The 16,625-nt window shown below is 69.4% G+C and carries 11 protein-coding genes and 1 pseudogene; 6 read left to right on the top strand and 6 right to left on the bottom strand.

Going from position 1 to position 16,625, the window contains the following annotated elements; translation table 11 throughout:
- The first annotated feature begins 280 nt into the window (after positions 1–280).
- The 3 genes from FK256_RS07110 (at position 281) to FK256_RS07100 (ending at position 1,433) form a co-directional block, all read left to right on the top strand.
- Positions 281–532, top strand: coding sequence for a DUF4244 domain-containing protein (locus tag FK256_RS07110; RefSeq protein ID WP_009232578.1), 252 nt, complete (start codon positions 281–283; stop codon positions 530–532).
- Between the two features lie 218 nt (positions 533–750).
- On the top strand, positions 751–1,065 hold the full coding sequence (locus FK256_RS07105) for a TadE family type IV pilus minor pilin (RefSeq protein WP_009232577.1): 315 nt from the start codon (positions 751–753) through the stop codon (positions 1,063–1,065).
- Positions 1,062–1,433, top strand: a complete 372-nt coding sequence (locus FK256_RS07100) for an Rv3654c family TadE-like protein (protein ID WP_141424254.1) — start codon at positions 1,062–1,064, stop codon at positions 1,431–1,433. The genes FK256_RS07105 and FK256_RS07100 overlap by 4 nt, the downstream gene beginning before the upstream one ends.
- 24 nt (positions 1,434–1,457) lie before the next feature.
- On the opposite strand, the gene FK256_RS07095 is transcribed toward FK256_RS07100, so the two are convergent.
- The 3 genes from FK256_RS07095 to FK256_RS07085 all read right to left on the bottom strand — a co-directional run bounded on the left by FK256_RS07095 (position 1,458) and on the right by FK256_RS07085 (position 8,135).
- A complete protein-coding gene (locus FK256_RS07095) occupies positions 1,458–3,551 on the bottom strand; it encodes an ABC transporter ATP-binding protein (protein ID WP_280525783.1) in 2,094 nt (697 codons plus the stop codon).
- Positions 3,548–5,281 (bottom strand): ABC transporter ATP-binding protein, encoded by a 1,734-nt coding sequence (locus FK256_RS07090; RefSeq protein ID WP_021606463.1) that lies wholly within the window; start codon positions 5,279–5,281, stop codon positions 3,548–3,550. Before FK256_RS07090 ends, FK256_RS07095 begins: the two co-directional genes overlap by 4 nt.
- A 286-nt stretch (positions 5,282–5,567) precedes the next feature.
- Positions 5,568–8,135: a Zn-binding domain-containing protein gene (locus FK256_RS07085; RefSeq protein ID WP_141424253.1), complete on the bottom strand. Its 2,568-nt coding sequence runs from the start codon at positions 8,133–8,135 to the stop codon at positions 5,568–5,570.
- 403 nt (positions 8,136–8,538) lie between these two features.
- Between FK256_RS07085 and FK256_RS07080 the strand changes: the two genes are divergently transcribed.
- The 3 genes and pseudogenes from FK256_RS07080 (at position 8,539) to FK256_RS14745 (ending at position 10,339) form a co-directional block, all read left to right on the top strand.
- Positions 8,539–9,639, top strand: coding sequence for a sensor histidine kinase (locus FK256_RS07080; protein WP_244936259.1), 1,101 nt, complete (start codon positions 8,539–8,541; stop codon positions 9,637–9,639).
- A 33-nt stretch (positions 9,640–9,672) separates the two neighbouring features.
- Positions 9,673–9,843 (top strand): annotated as a pseudogene (locus tag FK256_RS14750) (response regulator); the annotation flags it as partial.
- Between the two features lie 85 nt (positions 9,844–9,928).
- Positions 9,929–10,339: a response regulator transcription factor gene (locus FK256_RS14745; RefSeq protein ID WP_280525784.1), complete on the top strand. Its 411-nt coding sequence runs from the start codon at positions 9,929–9,931 to the stop codon at positions 10,337–10,339.
- Positions 10,340–10,453: 114 nt separating this feature from the next.
- Here the strand turns inward: FK256_RS14745 and FK256_RS07070 are convergent, their stop codons facing one another.
- The 3 genes from FK256_RS07070 to FK256_RS07060 form a co-directional block, all read right to left on the bottom strand.
- Positions 10,454–12,319 (bottom strand): alpha/beta hydrolase, encoded by a 1,866-nt coding sequence (locus FK256_RS07070; RefSeq protein ID WP_211343543.1) that lies wholly within the window; start codon positions 12,317–12,319, stop codon positions 10,454–10,456.
- A 360-nt stretch (positions 12,320–12,679) separates the two neighbouring features.
- Positions 12,680–14,449, bottom strand: coding sequence for an alpha/beta hydrolase (locus tag FK256_RS07065; RefSeq protein WP_141424252.1), 1,770 nt, complete (start codon positions 14,447–14,449; stop codon positions 12,680–12,682).
- A 364-nt stretch (positions 14,450–14,813) separates the two neighbouring features.
- The gene (locus tag FK256_RS07060; RefSeq protein ID WP_141424251.1) at positions 14,814–16,610 is read right to left on the bottom strand and encodes a M20/M25/M40 family metallo-hydrolase; all 1,797 of its coding nucleotides are present in this window, start codon (positions 16,608–16,610) and stop codon (positions 14,814–14,816) included.
- Between the last annotated feature and the right edge of the window lie 15 nt (positions 16,611–16,625).

The raw sequence follows: 16,625 nt of genomic DNA, 5'->3' as shown, positions 1-16,625 counted from the left end.
GAATCTTGCCCCGGCCGCGTGACATGTCTCCACACGGATAATCGCGCGCACCCGTACGCACGGAATGCCTCCGCCCGTGAGAACGACCCACGCGGCCGGGCAGATCGGCTGAAGGGCGGGCGGCCCCCGATGCCACAGGCCCGGGACTGCAGGTGACCTCCACAGGGCCGAGGAGCCCGTGAGCGCGGGACCCCGGGGCGGACTGATTCTGGTTGGGCGGGCACGGCGCCCGTTGGGGAGCAGCGGCGCGCTGATCCCCACCAACCAGAGGAGAACCACCATGAGGAGATCCACGAGCACCACTCTGCGCGCGCTGCGCACCAGCGTGATGCTGGCCCGTCCGGGCCACCCGTCGGCGCAGCCGACCCTCCTGCGGCGTCTGACGTCCGGGGAGGAGGGCATGGCCACCGCCGAGTACGCCATTGGGACCCTGGCGGCCGCGGCCTTCGCCGGTCTGCTACTGGCGCTCATGCGCTCGGGCAGCCTGAGCGGCGCCCTGCGGTCCATCATCGAGTCGGCGCTCTCGGTGTGATGTGCGGCGTCATCGCAGCGGGTGGGCGCGCTCGCCCCCGAGTGGTCCGGCCACCCGGCGGTGGCCGACGTCGTCGTCCGGGGCCTGGTTCCCGTGGGCCCGGCGGCAGGGCCGAGTCGCGCCCGCCACCCGGCCACCGGGCCCACGGGCAGGGCGAGCCCAAAGGGCCCGGTGAAACCGGCGGTGCGGATGAGTCCGATGAACGGAGCGATCAGGGCATGGTGACGGCCGAGACGGCGCTGTCGCTGCCCGCTGTCGTCCTCGTACTCCTCATCGTGCTGGCGGCCGTCAGCGCCGGCGTCACCCAACTGCGGGTGGCCGACGCCGCCCGCACAGCCGCACGTCAGGCCGCCATCGGCCGGGACGACTATGCCGAAGCCGCCCAGCGCGTGGCCGCAGGGGTGAGCCTCGGCGTCGAGCAGGGAGAGCTCACCTGCGTCACCGCCGCCCGGCCCGTACCCGGTCCCCTGGGTGGGCTGGGCCTGACGGCGCGCGCCCGTGCCTGCACCTACACCGAGCCGAGCAACCCATGAGCCGGCCTCGATGGGACGAGCGCGGTTCGGGGACCGTCTACGCTCTGGGCGTCATCGCGGTGCTTCTGGCTGCGGCGGTCGGCATCGCGGGCCTCATCCAGGCCCAGATCGCCACCGGTCGGGCCCGGACCGCCGCTGATCTCGCGGCCATCTCCGGTGCCACGGTCCTGTCCTCGGTGGTCGCCCCCGGCGACCCCTGCGCCATGGCCCAGCGCGTCGCTGCTGCCAACGGTGCCTCGATGAGCGCCTGCTCCGTGGCCGGTGAGGACGTCACCGTCAGTGTCACTATCTCGACGACAATCCTCGGCCTGCCCCGCCGGGCCACCGCCGAGGCCCGCGCCGGCCCCGTCGACGCCCCGCCCGGCTGAGCTCAGTGCGACCCGGCCCGAAGTTCAGTCCTCGACGGCGACGGTGGCGCCGTTGGCGAACTGAGCCGCGTGGAGGCGCGCGTAGGCGCCATCGGCCGCGATGAGCTCATCGTGGTTGCCCTGCTCGACGATGTCGCCGTGCTCCATGACCAGGATGGTGTCGGCGTCGCGGATCGTGGACAGCCGGTGGGCGATGATGAAGCTCGTGCGGCCCTGGCGCAGCGCGTTCATGGCCTGCTGGACCAGCAGCTCGGTGCGGGTGTCCACCGAGCTGGTGGCCTCATCGAGGATGAGCACGGCCGGGTTGGCCACGAAGGCCCGCGCGATCGTGAGCAGCTGTCGCTCGCCGGAGGAGATATTGGCGGCGTCCTCCTCCAGGACCGTGTCGTATCCCTGCGGCAGGGCCTTGATGATGTGGTCGACGAAGCACGCCCTGGCGGCGGCCTCGACCTCTTCATCGGTGGCCCCGGGGCGCCCGTAGCGGATGTTCTCGCGGATCGTGCCGGCGAACAGCCAGGGATCCTGCAAGACCATGCCGGTCCGACGGCGCACGTCGTGGCGCGTCATGGTGGCGATGTCGCGCCCATCGAGCAGGATGCGGCCGCCGTCGAGCTCGTAGAAGCGCATGAGCAGGTTGACCAGGGTGGTCTTGCCCGCTCCCGTGGGCCCCACGATCGCGACTGTGTGCCCGGGGTCCACCCGCAGCGACAGGTCGCGGATGAGCTCGACCTCCGGGCTGTAGGAGAAGCGCACGTGCTCCATCTCAATGACTCCCGGGCCCACCGGGTCCTTGGGGCGGGCCTGCGAGCCCCGGTCGGCGTCCTCGGCGGCCGCAATGTCTGCGGCGGCCGTAGTGGTGTTCTCCGGGGCGTCGTCGTCGGGCCGCTGCTCCTCGGCGTCGAGTAGCTCGAAGATCCGCTCGGCGCTCGCGGTCCCAGACTGCACGGCGGTGGCCATGCCGCCGAGCTGGCCCAGGGGCTGGGAGAACTGCTGGGAGTACTGGATGAAGGCCTGCACGTCACCCAGACGCAGGGAACCGGAGGCGACCATGGCGCCGCCGACCACCGCGATGGCCACGTAGTTCAAGTTCCCGATGACCAGCATGATCGGCATCATGATTCCGGAGAGGAACTGCGCGCGCAGGGAGGCCCGGAAGAGCTCCTCGTTCTCGGCGGCGAAGGCCTCGCGCACCGAGTCCGTGCGCCCGTAGACCTGCACCAGGGCGTGCCCGGAGAAGGACTCCTCCACCCGGGTATTGATCTTGCCGGTGCGCGCCCACTGATTGGTGAAGGCCTTCTGCGAGCGCGGCCCGATGACCCCGAAGACCACACCCATGAGCGGGAAGATGATGAGCGCCACCAGCGCCAGCTTCCAAGAGATGGAGAACATCATCCCCAGCACTCCCACGACCGTGAGGATCGAGGTCAGCGCGCTGGACAGGGACTGCTGAAGAGTGTTGGTGACGTTGTCGACGTCGTTGGTCAGGCGGCTGAGAAGCTCGCCACGCTGGACGGCGTCGAAGTAGCTCAGCGGCAGATGGTGGACCTTGTCCTCCACCTGGGCGCGCAGCCGGTAGAGGACTTTGACCGTGACGCGGTTGAGGAGCCAGCCCTGGATCCAGTTGAGGACTGCTGAGCCGATATAGAGAGCCAGCACCACCGTCAGGATCCGTCCCAGACGGGTGTAGTCGATGCCCGCGCCCGGGACGACGTCCATCGCCGAGAGCATCGTGGCGAAGTCGTCCATCCCTCGGGCCCGCAGGGCCTCGACAGCTTGGGCCTTGGTGGTGCCGGCCGGCAGCATCGTGGAGATCACGCCCTCGAAGATGACGTTGGTCGCCTGGCCCAGCACCTTGGGTGCCGCCACGGCCAGTACGACCGTTCCCACGGCGGCCAGGGCTACGACCACCAGGGTTTTCCGGTAGGTGCCCAGCAGCCCGACCATCCGCTTGAAGGAGGGCCAGAAGGCCTCGGCCTTGCCAGGGGGCGGGCCGGCGTGCCAGTCGCCCGAGGAGGCCTGTGCCTCGGCGGCCAGCTTGAGGTCCTCCTCGCTGAGCTCATCAGGGCCGACGGCGGTGCTCGTGCCGGTGCTTGTGTTGCTGTTCGCGCTGGTGCTCATGCTGCGGCCTCCGCTCCGAGCTGGGAGGTGACGATTTCGCGGTAGACGGGGCAGGTAGCCAGCAGCTCGGTGTGCGTGCCGCTGCCCACCAGGTGGCCGCCGTCCAGGACGAGGATTTGGTCGGCCCCGGTGATCGTGGAAACGCGCTGGGCCACGATCACCTTCGTGATGCCGGCGGTGGCCGGCCCCATGGCCTCGCGCAGCCGTGCGTCGGTGGACACGTCCAGGGCCGAGAAGGAGTCGTCGAAGATGAGGATGTCGGGGCGTCGCACCAGGGCCCGGGCGATAGCCAGGCGCTGACGCTGACCGCCGGAGACATTCGTGCCGCCCTGGGCGATGGTTGCCTGAAGGCCCCCGTCCATCTGGCTCACGAAGTCCTTGGCCTGGGCGACCTCCAGGGCCTCCCACAGCTCGTCGTCGGTGGCCTCCTCTCGCCCCAGACGCAGGTTGGAGGCCACGGTCCCGGCGAACAGGAAGGGCTGCTGGGGCACGAGCCCCAACTGCGCCCACAGCGCCTCGGGGTCGGCCTTGCGCACGTCGGTGCCGCCGATGAGCACCTGACCCGAGCTCGCCTCCAGCAACCGGGCCAGCAACCGCACCACCGTGGACTTGCCCGACGCCGTCGAGCCCACGATCGCCGTCGTCGTGCCCGGTTCCACGGTGAAACTGACCTCGGCCAGGACGCGGGCGTCGGCGTCGGGATAGACGAAGGTGACGTGACGCATCTCGACCGTTCCAGGAGTCGGGAAGGTGTCGACGGCGTCGGGGGAGGAGGTGATGGTCGGCGGCGTCGCCAGCACCTCGCTGATGCGCTCAGCGCACACGGCCGCGCGCGGGATCATGATCGTCATGAAGCTCGCCATGACGATGCCCATGAGGATCTGCATGAGGTAGGACATGAAGGCGATGAGGGTGCCCACCTCCACGTCGCCGTCGCCGACCCGGTGCCCGCCGAACCAGATGACGCCGACGATCGTCACGTCCAGCACGAGCATCACCAGCGGGAACAGCAGGACGAAGAGCCGGCCCACGCGCTCGCCGACCCAGGCGATGTCGGTGTTGGCGTCCTCGAAGCGCTCGGTCTCGGCCTCCTCGCGCACGAAGGCGCGAATGACCCGAATGCCGGTGAGCTGCTCGCGCATCACCCGGTTGATGGCGTCGAGCTTGTCCTGGTAGGAGCGGAACAGGGGCAGCATCCGGCTCACGATGAGGCCCACCGCCACCAGCAGGACCGGCACCGACACCGCGATCAGCCAGGACAGGCCGGGCGCGCGCGTCACCGCCATGATGATGCCGCCCACCGCCATGACCGGCGCCGTCACCAGCATCGTGCAGCTCATCATCACCAGCATCTGGACCTGCTGGACGTCGTTGGTGTTGCGGGTGATGAGCGAGCCCGCCCCGAAGGCGGAGATCTCCCGCTCGGAGAAACCGCTGACCCGCTCAAAGACCGCCCCGCGAAGGTCGCGGCCCATGCTCATCGCCGCCCGCGCCGCGAGATACGTCGCCGCCACCGTGCACAGGCCCTGACCGACGCTCACCGCCAGCATGAAGGCGCCCGTGCGCCAGATGTAACCGGTGTCCCCGGTGGCCACGCCCTTATCGATGATGTCGGCGTTGAGGGTGGGAAGGTACAAGGAAGCCATCACCTGGGCGAACTGAAGCACCAGAACGCACAGAAGCAGGCCCGTATACGGTTGCAGGTGTCTGCGCAGTAGTCGAACGAGCATGCTGTGAACGTATCAGCCTCACGTTGCGTGAGGGCGAGCATCTCATGAATATGAGGGAGAGCGTCTTATGAATTTACGTTCATGCCCAAGTACTGAGCGGCCTCACGTCGCGTCAGGTTCGGCGGCCGGATTGACCGTTTCGGACGACTTTGCTGCCGCTCCCACAAGGTGCGATTCGCAAAGCGGCAGGTCGGAGTTCAGTTACTTCTGGGTACTGGGTTGGGGAGTGCGTCAAAGTCGTCCATTCCGGACAGTTTTTGGTGGATCTGTCGCCGGAATCGTCTCGTCACTCCTGGGGTGCCACCTCGAGCAGGAGCCGCAGTAGGACGGCTGCCCCGGCCTTGTCCAGGGGCTCGTTGTTATTGCCGCACTTGGGCGACTGCACGCACGAGGGGCAGCCGCTCGCGCACCCGCAGCCCTCGACGACGGCGAGCGTCGCCTCCAGCCACTCGCGCCCGGCCCGGTAGCCGCGCTCGGCGAAGCCCGCTCCGCCGGCGTGCCCGTCATGGACGAACACGGTGGGCGCGCCGGTCTGCGGGTGCAGCGCCGTTGAGAGTCCGCCGATATCCCAGCGGTCACAGGTCGCCAGCAGTGGCAGCATTCCGATGCTTGCGTGCTCTGCCGCGTGCAGGGCACCGGGCAGCGTGGCGAGTTCCAGGCCCCCGGCCTCGCAGGCCCTCAGCGGGATGGTCCACCACACGGCGGCGGTGGGCAGCACGCGCTCGTCCATCTCCAGGGCGTGCTGCGAGACGACCTCCCCGCCGGGCAGCGCCGTCTTCTGGAATCCCGTCACCTGGCTGGTGACCTCCACCGACCCGAAGGACCAGGTGATCGTCGGCTCTCCGCGTCCGGCCGCCCTCCAGACCTGCTGTTCGCGCTCGGCGATGATGCGCACGCTCGAGTGCACCTGGGCCCGCGTGCGGTACCCGACCGCCGCTCGGGGCCGCACGAGCGCGACGTCGTCGGCCAGCTCCTCGACCACGTAGACGCGCCCCTGGTGGACGTAGACGGCGCCCTCATGGACGGTGGAGTCGGCGGTCGCACCGTTGACCGTGCCGATGATGGCGCCAGTGCCGGCCTCCACCACCGGCACTTCGGGCCGTTCATCACCGCGCAGCGAGACCAGGTCCTGAGGCCGCCCGGGAAGGTTGACGTTCCAGAACCAGCCCGTGGGCCGACGTCGCAGCGCTCCCCGGCCCTCCAGCTCTCGCAGCAGGGCGTCATCGGGCAGGCCGAACAGGGCCAGGTCCGAGGCTTTCAGGGGCGCCTCGGAGGCGGCGGCGCACAGGTGGGGTGCGAGCACGTAGGGGTTGGTCGGGTCGAAGACCGTGGCCTCGGGGGCGGCGAACACCGCCTCGGGGTGGTGCACCAGGTAGGCGTCCAGCGGGTTGTCGGAGGCAATGAGGACTGCGAGCCCGCGGCTGCCGGCCCGCCCGGCCCGGCCCGCCTGCTGCCCGAGCGAGACTCGCGTGCCCGGCCAGCCGGCGATGAGGACCGCGTCCAAGCCGGTGACGTCGATGCCCAGCTCCAGGGCGCTGGTGGTGGCCAGCGCCCGCAGCCGGCCCGAGCGCAGGTCGGCCTCCAGGGCCCGACGCTCCTCGGGCAGGTAGCCGCCGCGGTAGGCCGAGACCGTGCCGATGAGCTCGGGCAGCGAGAGCCCCAATGTGTGCCGGGCCCGCTCGGCCACGATCTCCGCCGAGCGCCGCGAGCGCACGAACACCAGCGCCCGGGCGCCCACGCTCAGGAGATCCACGAGCAGCTCGGCGGCCTCGACGACGGCGCTGCGCCGTGCCGAGGGGTCCTCGCCCGGATCGCCTGAGTCCGGTTCGGCGGTCATGGCCTCGGCTCCGGCCTGCGCCGTGCCGGGGGAGGAGCCGGCGTCCTCGGCCGGGTCCGGTTGCGGCGCAGCTGTCTTGGCCGGCCCGCCCTCACCGGGTGCAGGCAGCGCCCAGGGGTCGCGCAGGGCCGGCTGCCACAGGGCCAGGGTGCGTTCCCCGGCGGGTGCGCCGTCATCGGTGACGGCCACGACGTCGTCGGGCTCGGCGCCGATGAGTCGGGCCGCGGTGAGGGCCGGCTCGGCCGCGGTGGCCGAGGCGCACAGGACCACCGGCTGCGGGCCGCGCGGGCGCAGGCGCGCCACGAGCCGCAGGAGGCGGCGCAACACGAGGGCGACGTGCGCCCCCAGGATCCCGCGGTAGGCGTGGCACTCGTCGATGACGATGTAGCGCAGGCCCCGCAGGAGACGGGGCCAGCGCTCGTGGCCCGGCAGCAGGGAGAAGTGGAGGAAGTCGGGGTTGGTCAGGACGACGTCAGCATGGGCGCGCACCCAGTCGCGCTCGGGCAGGGGCGTGTCCCCATCGCAGGTGCCGGCGCGCACCGTGCGCAGGGAGCCCGCGGGCGTGCCGGCATCGCGCTGGACGGTCTCGAGCTCGCCGATGAGCCGGCCCAGGGCGGCGGCCTGATCGGCGGCGAGCGCCTTGGTGGGGGAGAGGTAGACAGTGGTGGGGCGCTGGCCGTGAGCGGAGATGCGCGAGTCGACGCCGGGGGCCTGGGCGGCCAGGACATCGGAGAGCGCCGGAAGCCAGGCGGCCAGCGACTTGCCCGAACCGGTGCCGGTGGCCAGAACTGTGTGGTGACCGGCGTGGGCGGAGCGCGCGGCGGCGACCTGGTGCGTCCAGGGGCGCTCGACGCCGAGACGGCGGTAGGCGGTCACGAGGTCGGGGTCCGCCCACTCGGGCCAGTCGGCGTGACGGCCGGGGTGGGACGGGACGCGCTGGAGATGGACGAGCCGGCCGTCGCGCCCGCCGATGGACTCCAGGAGCCCGGTGAGATCGCGTCTGGTCCCGTCTGCCATGGGGCACAGTGTGCACCACCAGTAGGTGCCGGCGTCCGACTCGCCTCTGCCTGTGTCCGGATCCGAGTGCCCCTGAAGGCTGCGGTCGTCCGCATCCTGCGCCGCCCGCCCTGGATCGCCGCGTTCGTACCTTAGGACGTGCGTTCGAGGGGTAGAGGGTACGACCGCGACACCTACCCTACGAACGCGCGGCTGACGACGGCGAACGGCCTCCCCCAGGTGGGGGAGGCCCCCGCACAGGCGCCCTCAGTAGGGTCGGCCCATGGCCGACGCCTCCGTCTCCTCCAGCGCGCACACCCGCAAGGTGCAGATCCTCGTCTGGAGCGGCACCGCCTCGATCACCGTGGTGTAGACGCTGCTCGCCCTGATTGCGTACCTCAAGCTGGAAGGCGGCTCCACGGTCGTGCCGGGCTTGGACCGCTGGCAGGTGATGTATGCCGGACATGTACTCATCTCTCTGACCTGTCTTCTCCTCCTCCTCATCCCGGTTCTCAGAGGACCCCGCCCGTCGTTGTCGATCCTTATCGTTGTCCTGGGGTTCATCCCCACCTGGCCGCAGGTGGCGGCTTATGTGTCTGCGACCGTCATCGGCATGCGTAAAGGGGCGAAAGCGATACCGGTCGTGGTGGCTGCCATGATCATGGGCGTGACCATGTCTCCGCTCCTCAATCCGATTCGCGAAGAGGCCACGCTATCGGCCGTCGCCACATACGCAATGGTTACTCTCCCGATCTGCATCGTCTGCGTCATGCTGGGCGTCAACCTGCAGGCCCGCGAGGAGCTGCTGCGCTCAGCCTCCCGCGAGGCCCGCCTCATCCGCACCACGCAGGAGGCGCGCATCGCCCAGAGCCGCGCCGAGGAGCGCTCCCGCATCTCCCGCGAGATGCACGACTCCCTTGCCCACCGCCTCTCCCTGATCTCCCTCCACGCCGGCACCCTCCAGACCCGCACCTACCTGGATATAGGGAGTGTCCGCAAGATCGCGGGCAGCATTCACACCCTCGCGGCCGACTCCGGACGCGAGCTGCGCCAGATCCTCGCCGTCCTGCACGACGACGGTTCCGCTGACGGCGCTCGCGCCACCTGGTCCGACGTCGAGGAGGTCCTTGCCCATGAGCGGGAGGCCGGCCAGGAGATCGAACTGCACCTGGCCGAGTCCTGGGCGGATTCCTTCGAGGCCGCCGACGCCCGCAGTCGGCACGCGGTCCTGCGCACCATCGAGGAGCTGCTCACCAACGCCCGCCGCCACGGGGCCGGCGGCGTGGTGCGGCTCGACTGTGAGGTCGAGGCCGCCGACGATCCCGGTGACGGCGCCGCCGCTCTCATGGTGCGGTGCGTCAACGACTGCCCGTCCACGCCTCGGCCGACGGCGCCCGGAGGTGGCCTGGGCCTGGAGGGTCTGCGCGAGCGGCTGCGGCTTCTCGGTGGCGAGCTGCACGTCTCGCAGCGCACAGAGCAGTTCATCGTCATGGCCGCCGTACCTGCCCGCCCCGACATGCAGTAGGCCCCAGGTAGTTGAGGAAACAAAGGAATCGGCATGGACTCACCGCAGCGCCGTGTACGCGTTGTCATCGTTGACGACGACGCCCTCGTGCGCGCCGCCCTGCGCCTCATCCTCGAGAGCGACTCCGGCGTCACGGTCCTCGGCGAGGGGGCCGACGGGCGCAGCGGCTACGACGCGGTGCGCAGCCTGCGTCCCGACGTCGTCCTCATGGACCTGCACATGCCCGGTACCGATGGCGTCTGGGCCACCGCGCAGATCACCGCCGACTGCCCCCGACACCAAGGTCCTCGTGCTGACCGCCTTCGACACCGACGCGATGGTCGCCGCCGCCCTGCGCGCCGGCGCCACCGGCTTCCTCCTCAAGGACAGCGCTCCCGAGATCATCTTCAGCTCCGTGCGCGCCGCTGCCGACGGTCAGCGAGCCTTCTCCGGCTCCGTCCTGGACCGGCTCGTTGAGACGGCCGTCGAGGCCACCCCGCAGCGCCGTGCCTTCCCCGACACCGTCACCGACAGGGAACGCCAAGTCGCCCTGCTCGTGGCGCAGGGCCTGGGCAACGGCGAGATCGCCGCGGAGCTCGCCGTCGGCGCCAGCACCGTCAAGACTCACGTTTCCGCTCTGCTGGACAAGTTCGGCGTCACCAACCGGGTCCAGCTCGCCGTCGCCGTGGCCGAGTGCGCCGTCGACGACGTCGCTCGCTGAATCTGCCGTCGCTGCCCGACGACATCCATGCCCGCCCAGCAGACCGGAGCCTCGGGCCACTCACCAGGAGTGAGCCCGAGGCTCCGGAGTGTTTCGCGGGTGCGGTGCTGTTTGTCAGCCCTCGGCTCCGCCGTTGGCGGCGGGTGGGGGATCGGCGGCGGCCTGCCGGGGTTCGGCGGCGCAGGTGGTGCCGTCAGCCGGCATAGTTCCGTTGACGAGGAAGCCGGTGATGGCTGTGGAGGCGCAGCTGTTCGTGCCGAAGGCGCCATGACCGTAGCCCTCGACGGTGAGCAGGTGGCCGTTGTCCAGCTGGCCGGCGAGGCTCTGGGCCCAGGAGTAGAGCGTCTGGATATCTCCCTTAATCCCGACGACGAGGATCGGGTCGGAGCCCTTGGCGCGGGTCTCCTGGGGCGGGGTCTTCCCCCGGTGCCCCCAGCCTTGGCAGTAGGCGTCCATGGCGCTCGAGGTTCCGCCGAAGAAGGGGTAGGTCTTCTTTTCGGCGGCTGCCTGCGCGTCCCAGTCGGAGGCGGTACCGCCCGTGTCCGGGTCGTCGTTGCAGATGACCGCGGCGAACATGATCTCGCTGTTGGCGATGTAGGCCGCCGCCTCGACGGGCATCGTCGATGACTTGTTCGAGCCCTGTTTCGCTTTCACCATGAGGGTGCCGTCGTGGTTGGTCATCGCCGGGGTGAGCATGGCGGTCAGCGCCTCCCAGTCCGGCTGTGCGACGGCGAGCCGCTGGATGATGACGGTGGCGTCCTGCGTGTTGACGGTGGCGTCGGAGTCCGGGGCGGTCAGTGGGTTCTTGTCCAGGCCATCGACGAAGGCGGCCAGTTGGGCGACCGCCTCGTCCGTGGAGCCGGTCAGGGGGCAGCCATCCTGGGCCTGGCAGTGCTCGACGTACTGACGCAGGGCGCCTTCCAAGAACGTGATTTGCTCGGCTCTGATTTCGCCACCCGATCGTTTCGAGGGATCCATGGCGCTGTCCAGGACGACGCGGCCGACGTGGTCTGGGAAGAGATCGGCATAGATGGCTCCGATATAGGTCCCGTAGGAGACGCCCAGGTAGTTCAGCTTCGCGTTGCTGTTCGTGGCACGCAGGATGTCCAGGTCGCGGGCGACGTTGCGAGTGCCGACGTGGTCGAGCAGTTCGGGGACCTGCGAGTGCTGGGCGCACCTGGCGGCGTTGGCCGTGCCCCGGTCTATCTTCTCTTGGGCCGCAACGTTCTTGTACATGACTCCCTTGAGCGGGTCCGTCGGGCCGGCGTCGTCGCTGGGATTCGCCAGGTGCTGCTTGATCTCGTCGTTGGTCCAGCAGGTGATCGGGGTGGACTGCCCGACTCCGCGAGGATCGAAGCCGATGATGTCGTAGGCGCCTCGAGTCTCCTCCGTAAGCATGGGGGCCATGACCTGCATCATCGCCACGCCGCTGCCACCGGGGCCTCCGGGGTTGAGGAACAGGGAGCCGTGCTCGGCGTTACCGTCGGAGGCGGCGAGCTTCCTCACGGCGATGGTGATGGTTTGGCCGTCCGGGTGCTCGTAGTCCAGGGGGACGGTGACCATCCCGCACTGGAAGGATGCGGTGCCGTCTGAGCAGTCCTTCCAGTCGATGGTCTGGTTGTAGAAACTCTCCAGCCCCCGGGGAACATCACCCTGGGAACCGCCGGGGCTACCGGTGGAGTTGCCGGAGCCGCCGGTGGAGCCGTTGGGACTGTCGGTGGAGTTGCCGGTGGAGCCGTCAGGGTTATCGGTGGAGTTGCTGGAGCCGCCGGTGGAGCCGTCGGGGTTGTCGGTGGAGTTGCCGGTGGAGCCGTCAGGATTGTCGGTGGAGTTGCCGGTCTGGTTGGTGGCTGTGGGTACAGCGGTGGGTGCGGTGGCGTCGGTGGAGCTGTTTGGTTGGCAGGCCGCCAGGGCGGTTGACAGCATCAGTACTGCCAGGGCCGCGCCCGCCTTCCGTACGGCCAGGGATGTGGATCTCATAAGGGGGTAGCTCTCCTTGCGGTGTTGGTGGTCGTCGTCGGTCTCCACTGTCCGCTGTGGCCGGGGCTCGGGCAGTGCTGGGTCTCCTGCCCAGCTCATGCCGGCTGGCGGACCCGGTCCAGGCCGTGCTTCCGCAGCGCCGGACTCCTGCAACGTTAACGACGCGGTGGTGTTGGTTTCGTCAGCCCCTGGGATGATTTAGTTTCTGGGCGGACGAAGTTGACCTCCCGGAGGAGATGGACGACGAGCGTCCTCTTCCAGGAGGTCGTTGCGTTCGTACCTTGCTGCTCGGGGTCTTGGGTCCACTCACTGGGAGTGGACCCAAGACCCTGGAGTGTTTCGCGGGTGCGGTGCTGTTTGTCAGCCCTCGGCTCCGCCGTTGGCGGCGGGTGGGGGATCGGCGGCGGCCTGCCGGGGCTCGGCGGTGCAGGTGGCTCCTTCTGCCGGGACGGTCCCATTGACGAGGTAGCCGATCGTGGCCGCGGTGGCGCAGCTGCCGATGGCGCCGCCGTGCCCGTAGCCCTTGATGGTAAACAGGTGGCCGTTGTCCAGCTGGCCGGCGAGGCTCTGGGCCCAGGAGTAGAGCGTTTGGACATCGCCGGTGATCCCGACGACGAGGATTGGGGCGGAGCCCTTGGCGTGGGTCTCCTGGGGCGGGGTCTTCCCCTGGTGCCCCCAGCCTCGACAGTAGGCGTCCATGGCGCTCGAAGTGCCGCCGAAGAAGGGATAGGTCTTCTTTTCGGCGGCTGTCTGTGCGTCCCAGTCGGATGCGGTGCTGTCCGTGTCCGGATTGTCGTTGCAGATGACCGCGGCGAGCATGATCTGTTCGTTGGCCTGGCTGACTACCTCCTCGACGGTCGTCTCCGGCGACAGGTCGGGCGAGTTCTGCTTCGCTTTCACCATGAGGGTGCCGTTGTGGTTGGTCATCGCCGGGGTGAGCATGGCGGTCAGTGCGTCCCAGTTCGGCTGTGCGACGGCGAGCCGCTGGATGATGGCGGTGGCGTCCTGTGTGTTGACGGTGGCGTCGGAGTCCGGGGCGGTGAGGGGGTTCTTGTCCAGGCCGTCGACGAAGGCGGCCAGTTGGGCGACCGCTTCGTCCGTGGAGCCGGTCAGGGGGCAGCCATCCTGGGCCTGGCAGTGCTCGACGTACTGGCGCAGGACGCCTTCCTTGAAGGCTACTGTCTCGGTGATGCTGTCGATCTCTCGTTTCGACGGATCGACGGCGCTGTCCAGGACGACGCGGCCGACGTGGCCTGGGAAGAGGTCGGCGTAGATGGCTCCGATGCGGGTGCCGTAGGAGACGCCCAGGTAGTTCAGTTTCGTGTTGCTGTTCGTGGCGCGCAGGATGTCCAGGTCGCGGGCGACGTCGCGGGTGCCGACGTGGTCGAGCAGTTCGGGGACCTGCGAGTGCTGGGCGCACCTGGCGGCGTTGGCCGTGCCCCGGTCGATCTTGTTCTGGGCCGGAGTGTTCGTGGATGTGATGCCCTTGAGCGGGTCTGTCGGGCCGGCGTCGTCGCTGGGATTCGCCAGGTGCTGCTTGATCTCGTCGTTGGTCCAGCAGGTGATCGGGGTGGACTGCCCGACTCCGCGAGGATCGAAGCCGATGATGTCGTAGGCGGCTCGAAGTTCCTCGGACACTCGGGGTGCCGAGGTCATTGCCTCGACGCCGCTGGCGCCGGGGCCTCCGGGGTTGAAGAAGAGGGAGCCGTGCTCGGCGTTGCCGTCGGAGGCGGGGAGTTTCTTCAGGGCGATGGTGATGGTTTGGCCGTCCGGGTGGTCGTAGTCCAGGGGGACGGTGACGGTCCCGCACTGGAAGGTCGTGGTCTCGTTCGAGCAGTCCTTCCAGTCGATGGTCTGGTTGTAGAAGCTTTCCAGCCCCTGGGGAGCATCGCTTTGGGAGCCGCCGTTGGAACCGCCGGGGCTGGCAGTGGAGCCGCCGGTGGAATCGCCGGGGCTACCGGTGGAGTTGCTGGCAGGGGCGCTTGCCTGGGCGGTGGGGGTGGGGACAGACGTGGGTGTTGCGGCGCTGGCGGTGGAGCTGTCTGGTTGGCAGGCCGTCAGGGCGGTTGACAGCATCAGTGCTGCCAGGGCCGCGCCCGCCTTCCGCGCGGTGGGGGATACCGGTCTCATGGGGGTTGTTCTCCTCGTGGTGTCTGGGTCGTCCTCGGTCTTTCTTCGTTGCTTGCTGTGGGTCGGGGCGGTCGCGAGCGGTGCCATACCTCCTGTCCGGTTCGTGCCTGCTGGTGGGGCTCTGTTCGGGCTGCACTTCTGCAGTGCCCAGACCCCTGTCACGTTAAGGACGCGGCGGTGCCGGCGTCTTCGGCTGCCGGGCGGATTCGGAGGTGTCGGTTTGCGACCTGCGGGTGGATTGGGTGGACCTCCCGGAGGAAGCGGACGACGTCCGTTGTCCTCCTCCGGGAGGTTGCCGTGTTCACACCTTCCGGCACGCGGCAGGCCTCGGCCATGCGGCGGGCGTGCTCGCGGCTGCGCCGTCCTATGCCATCGCGGCGGCCGGACCGGCAACGAGGGCGTCGTCGGAAGCGGCGGCGTCAGAACCGCTGCTGGTCTGTGCGGCAGTGAGCCGGGTACGCCGGGAACCGGCCTGCAAGAGCACGAGTGCCAGCGGCGCCACCGGCACGATCGCGAAGAACACGGTCACCCACACCGCGCTGAGGCTGAGCAGCTCGTGGATGAACAGGATCGTGGGGGCGAAGATCACCACGGTGATGAAGGCCGCCAGCGCCCCGACCAACGGTCGCACCTGCCTCGGCGCCAGTGCGGTCAGCGCCAGGGCGAGCATGGGGAAGACCAGGACATAGGCGGCACCGGGCACTAGCACCATGACCGGCACGCAGGCGGCCGTCAGCAGGAGCAGCACCGCGGCGATGGCCTCCTGCCCGAGCCCCTTCTTCCAGCGCCGCACCACGAAGTGCGCCGTGAGCCCGGCCCCGATCAGGGCCCCGATGGCGAACATCCACACCAGCAGCGGATTCGGCCCGAGCCCGCTCTCCGGCGCCCACTTCATCGCCATGGCCCCGAGCTGCACCAGCCCTGCGGCGGCGGAGACGGACGCGGCTCGCCAGGTCAGGCCCCAGACGGTCCCCAGGACCTGCTTCCAGTGCAGGGACCTGGCCCGTACCGCGACGGCGCCGAGGGCCGCGATGACGGCCAGGCAGCCCAGCCCCGTCCCGACCGCCGCCGGGTAGCGCACGGTCAATCCCCGCCACAGCTGGAAGAAGTGGAGGTCGCCGTCGGCGGTCAGCGTGGGGGTCTGCCCGTCGAAGGCCCAGGCCCGCGTGAGGTCCAGGGCCTGGTCGCCGTAGTGCTGGAGGGTCGAGTGGTCGACGTAGCGCGGGGCGTCCGTGGACTGGTGGTAGTGGTCGGCATCCCCGACCGCCGCGATGTTGAGCACCGTGAAGCCCTCGGGGATGACGACCGTCATGTCGGTGGAGTTGGGCATGAGTGCGTACAGCGAGGGGAAGAGCGAGCCGGTCACGGGCTGCTTCACGTGGCTCAGGAAGTAGCCGGCAACGGCGCTGTTGTTCGGGGAGGTCTCGAACATGAACGCTGGGCCGCTCATGCCGCGCGCCTCGAGGTTGAGGACGAGGTCGACGTTCTCATAGTCGGCGCGGTGGTGGCGCATCTCATTGCGGGCGCCGATGAGGCCGATCTCCTCAGCGTCGGTGATGACGATCTTCAGCGAGTTCTCCGGCTGGCGCCCTTCGGCCTTGAGGGCCCGGAGCGTCTCGACGATGGTGGCCACGCCGTAGCCGTCATCGGCAGCCCCGTGGGAGGTCCCGGAGGTGTAGTAGTGCTGTTCATCGTTTCCAGCCCCCTCGACTGTGGACGAGTCGTAGTGGGCCATGAGCGCCATGGTGCGCTTGGACTTCCCCGGTACGTCGACGACGATCGTGTCGGCCGGCGCGTCCTTGACCGCCGCCTGCTGCTCGGCGGACAGCATGTCGAAGGTCTTCTTGTCCCCCGGCTCGCTGAAATCGAATAGTGGGTCGGAGTGCACGTCGGCGGTGTAGCCCAGGTCGGCGAACATGTCGATGACGTCGTCGCGCGCCCTGTCGTGTGCCTCGCGATCGAGGACGCTGTGGGGTTCGTCGGCGAGGCGGTTGATGGAGGCCATGGCGCGCTCGGCGGAGAACTCGGTCGGGTCGGCGGTGGTCGGTGTGGGGGAGGGCAGGATGAGGACGCTCAGGCCCGCCACCAGACCCAGCAGGGCGGCGATCGGGGCCAGCAGGCGCCGAGCGAGATCGGGTACGGATAAACGTTGATAAGTCATGGTGGCGACCTCCTT

This window comes from Actinomyces johnsonii (genome assembly GCF_006546835.1).
In the GTDB taxonomy this organism is placed as follows: domain Bacteria; phylum Actinomycetota; class Actinomycetes; order Actinomycetales; family Actinomycetaceae; genus Actinomyces; species Actinomyces johnsonii.
Note: the sequence above shows the minus strand (reverse complement) of the source record. Positions and strands in the feature narration are given on the sequence as shown.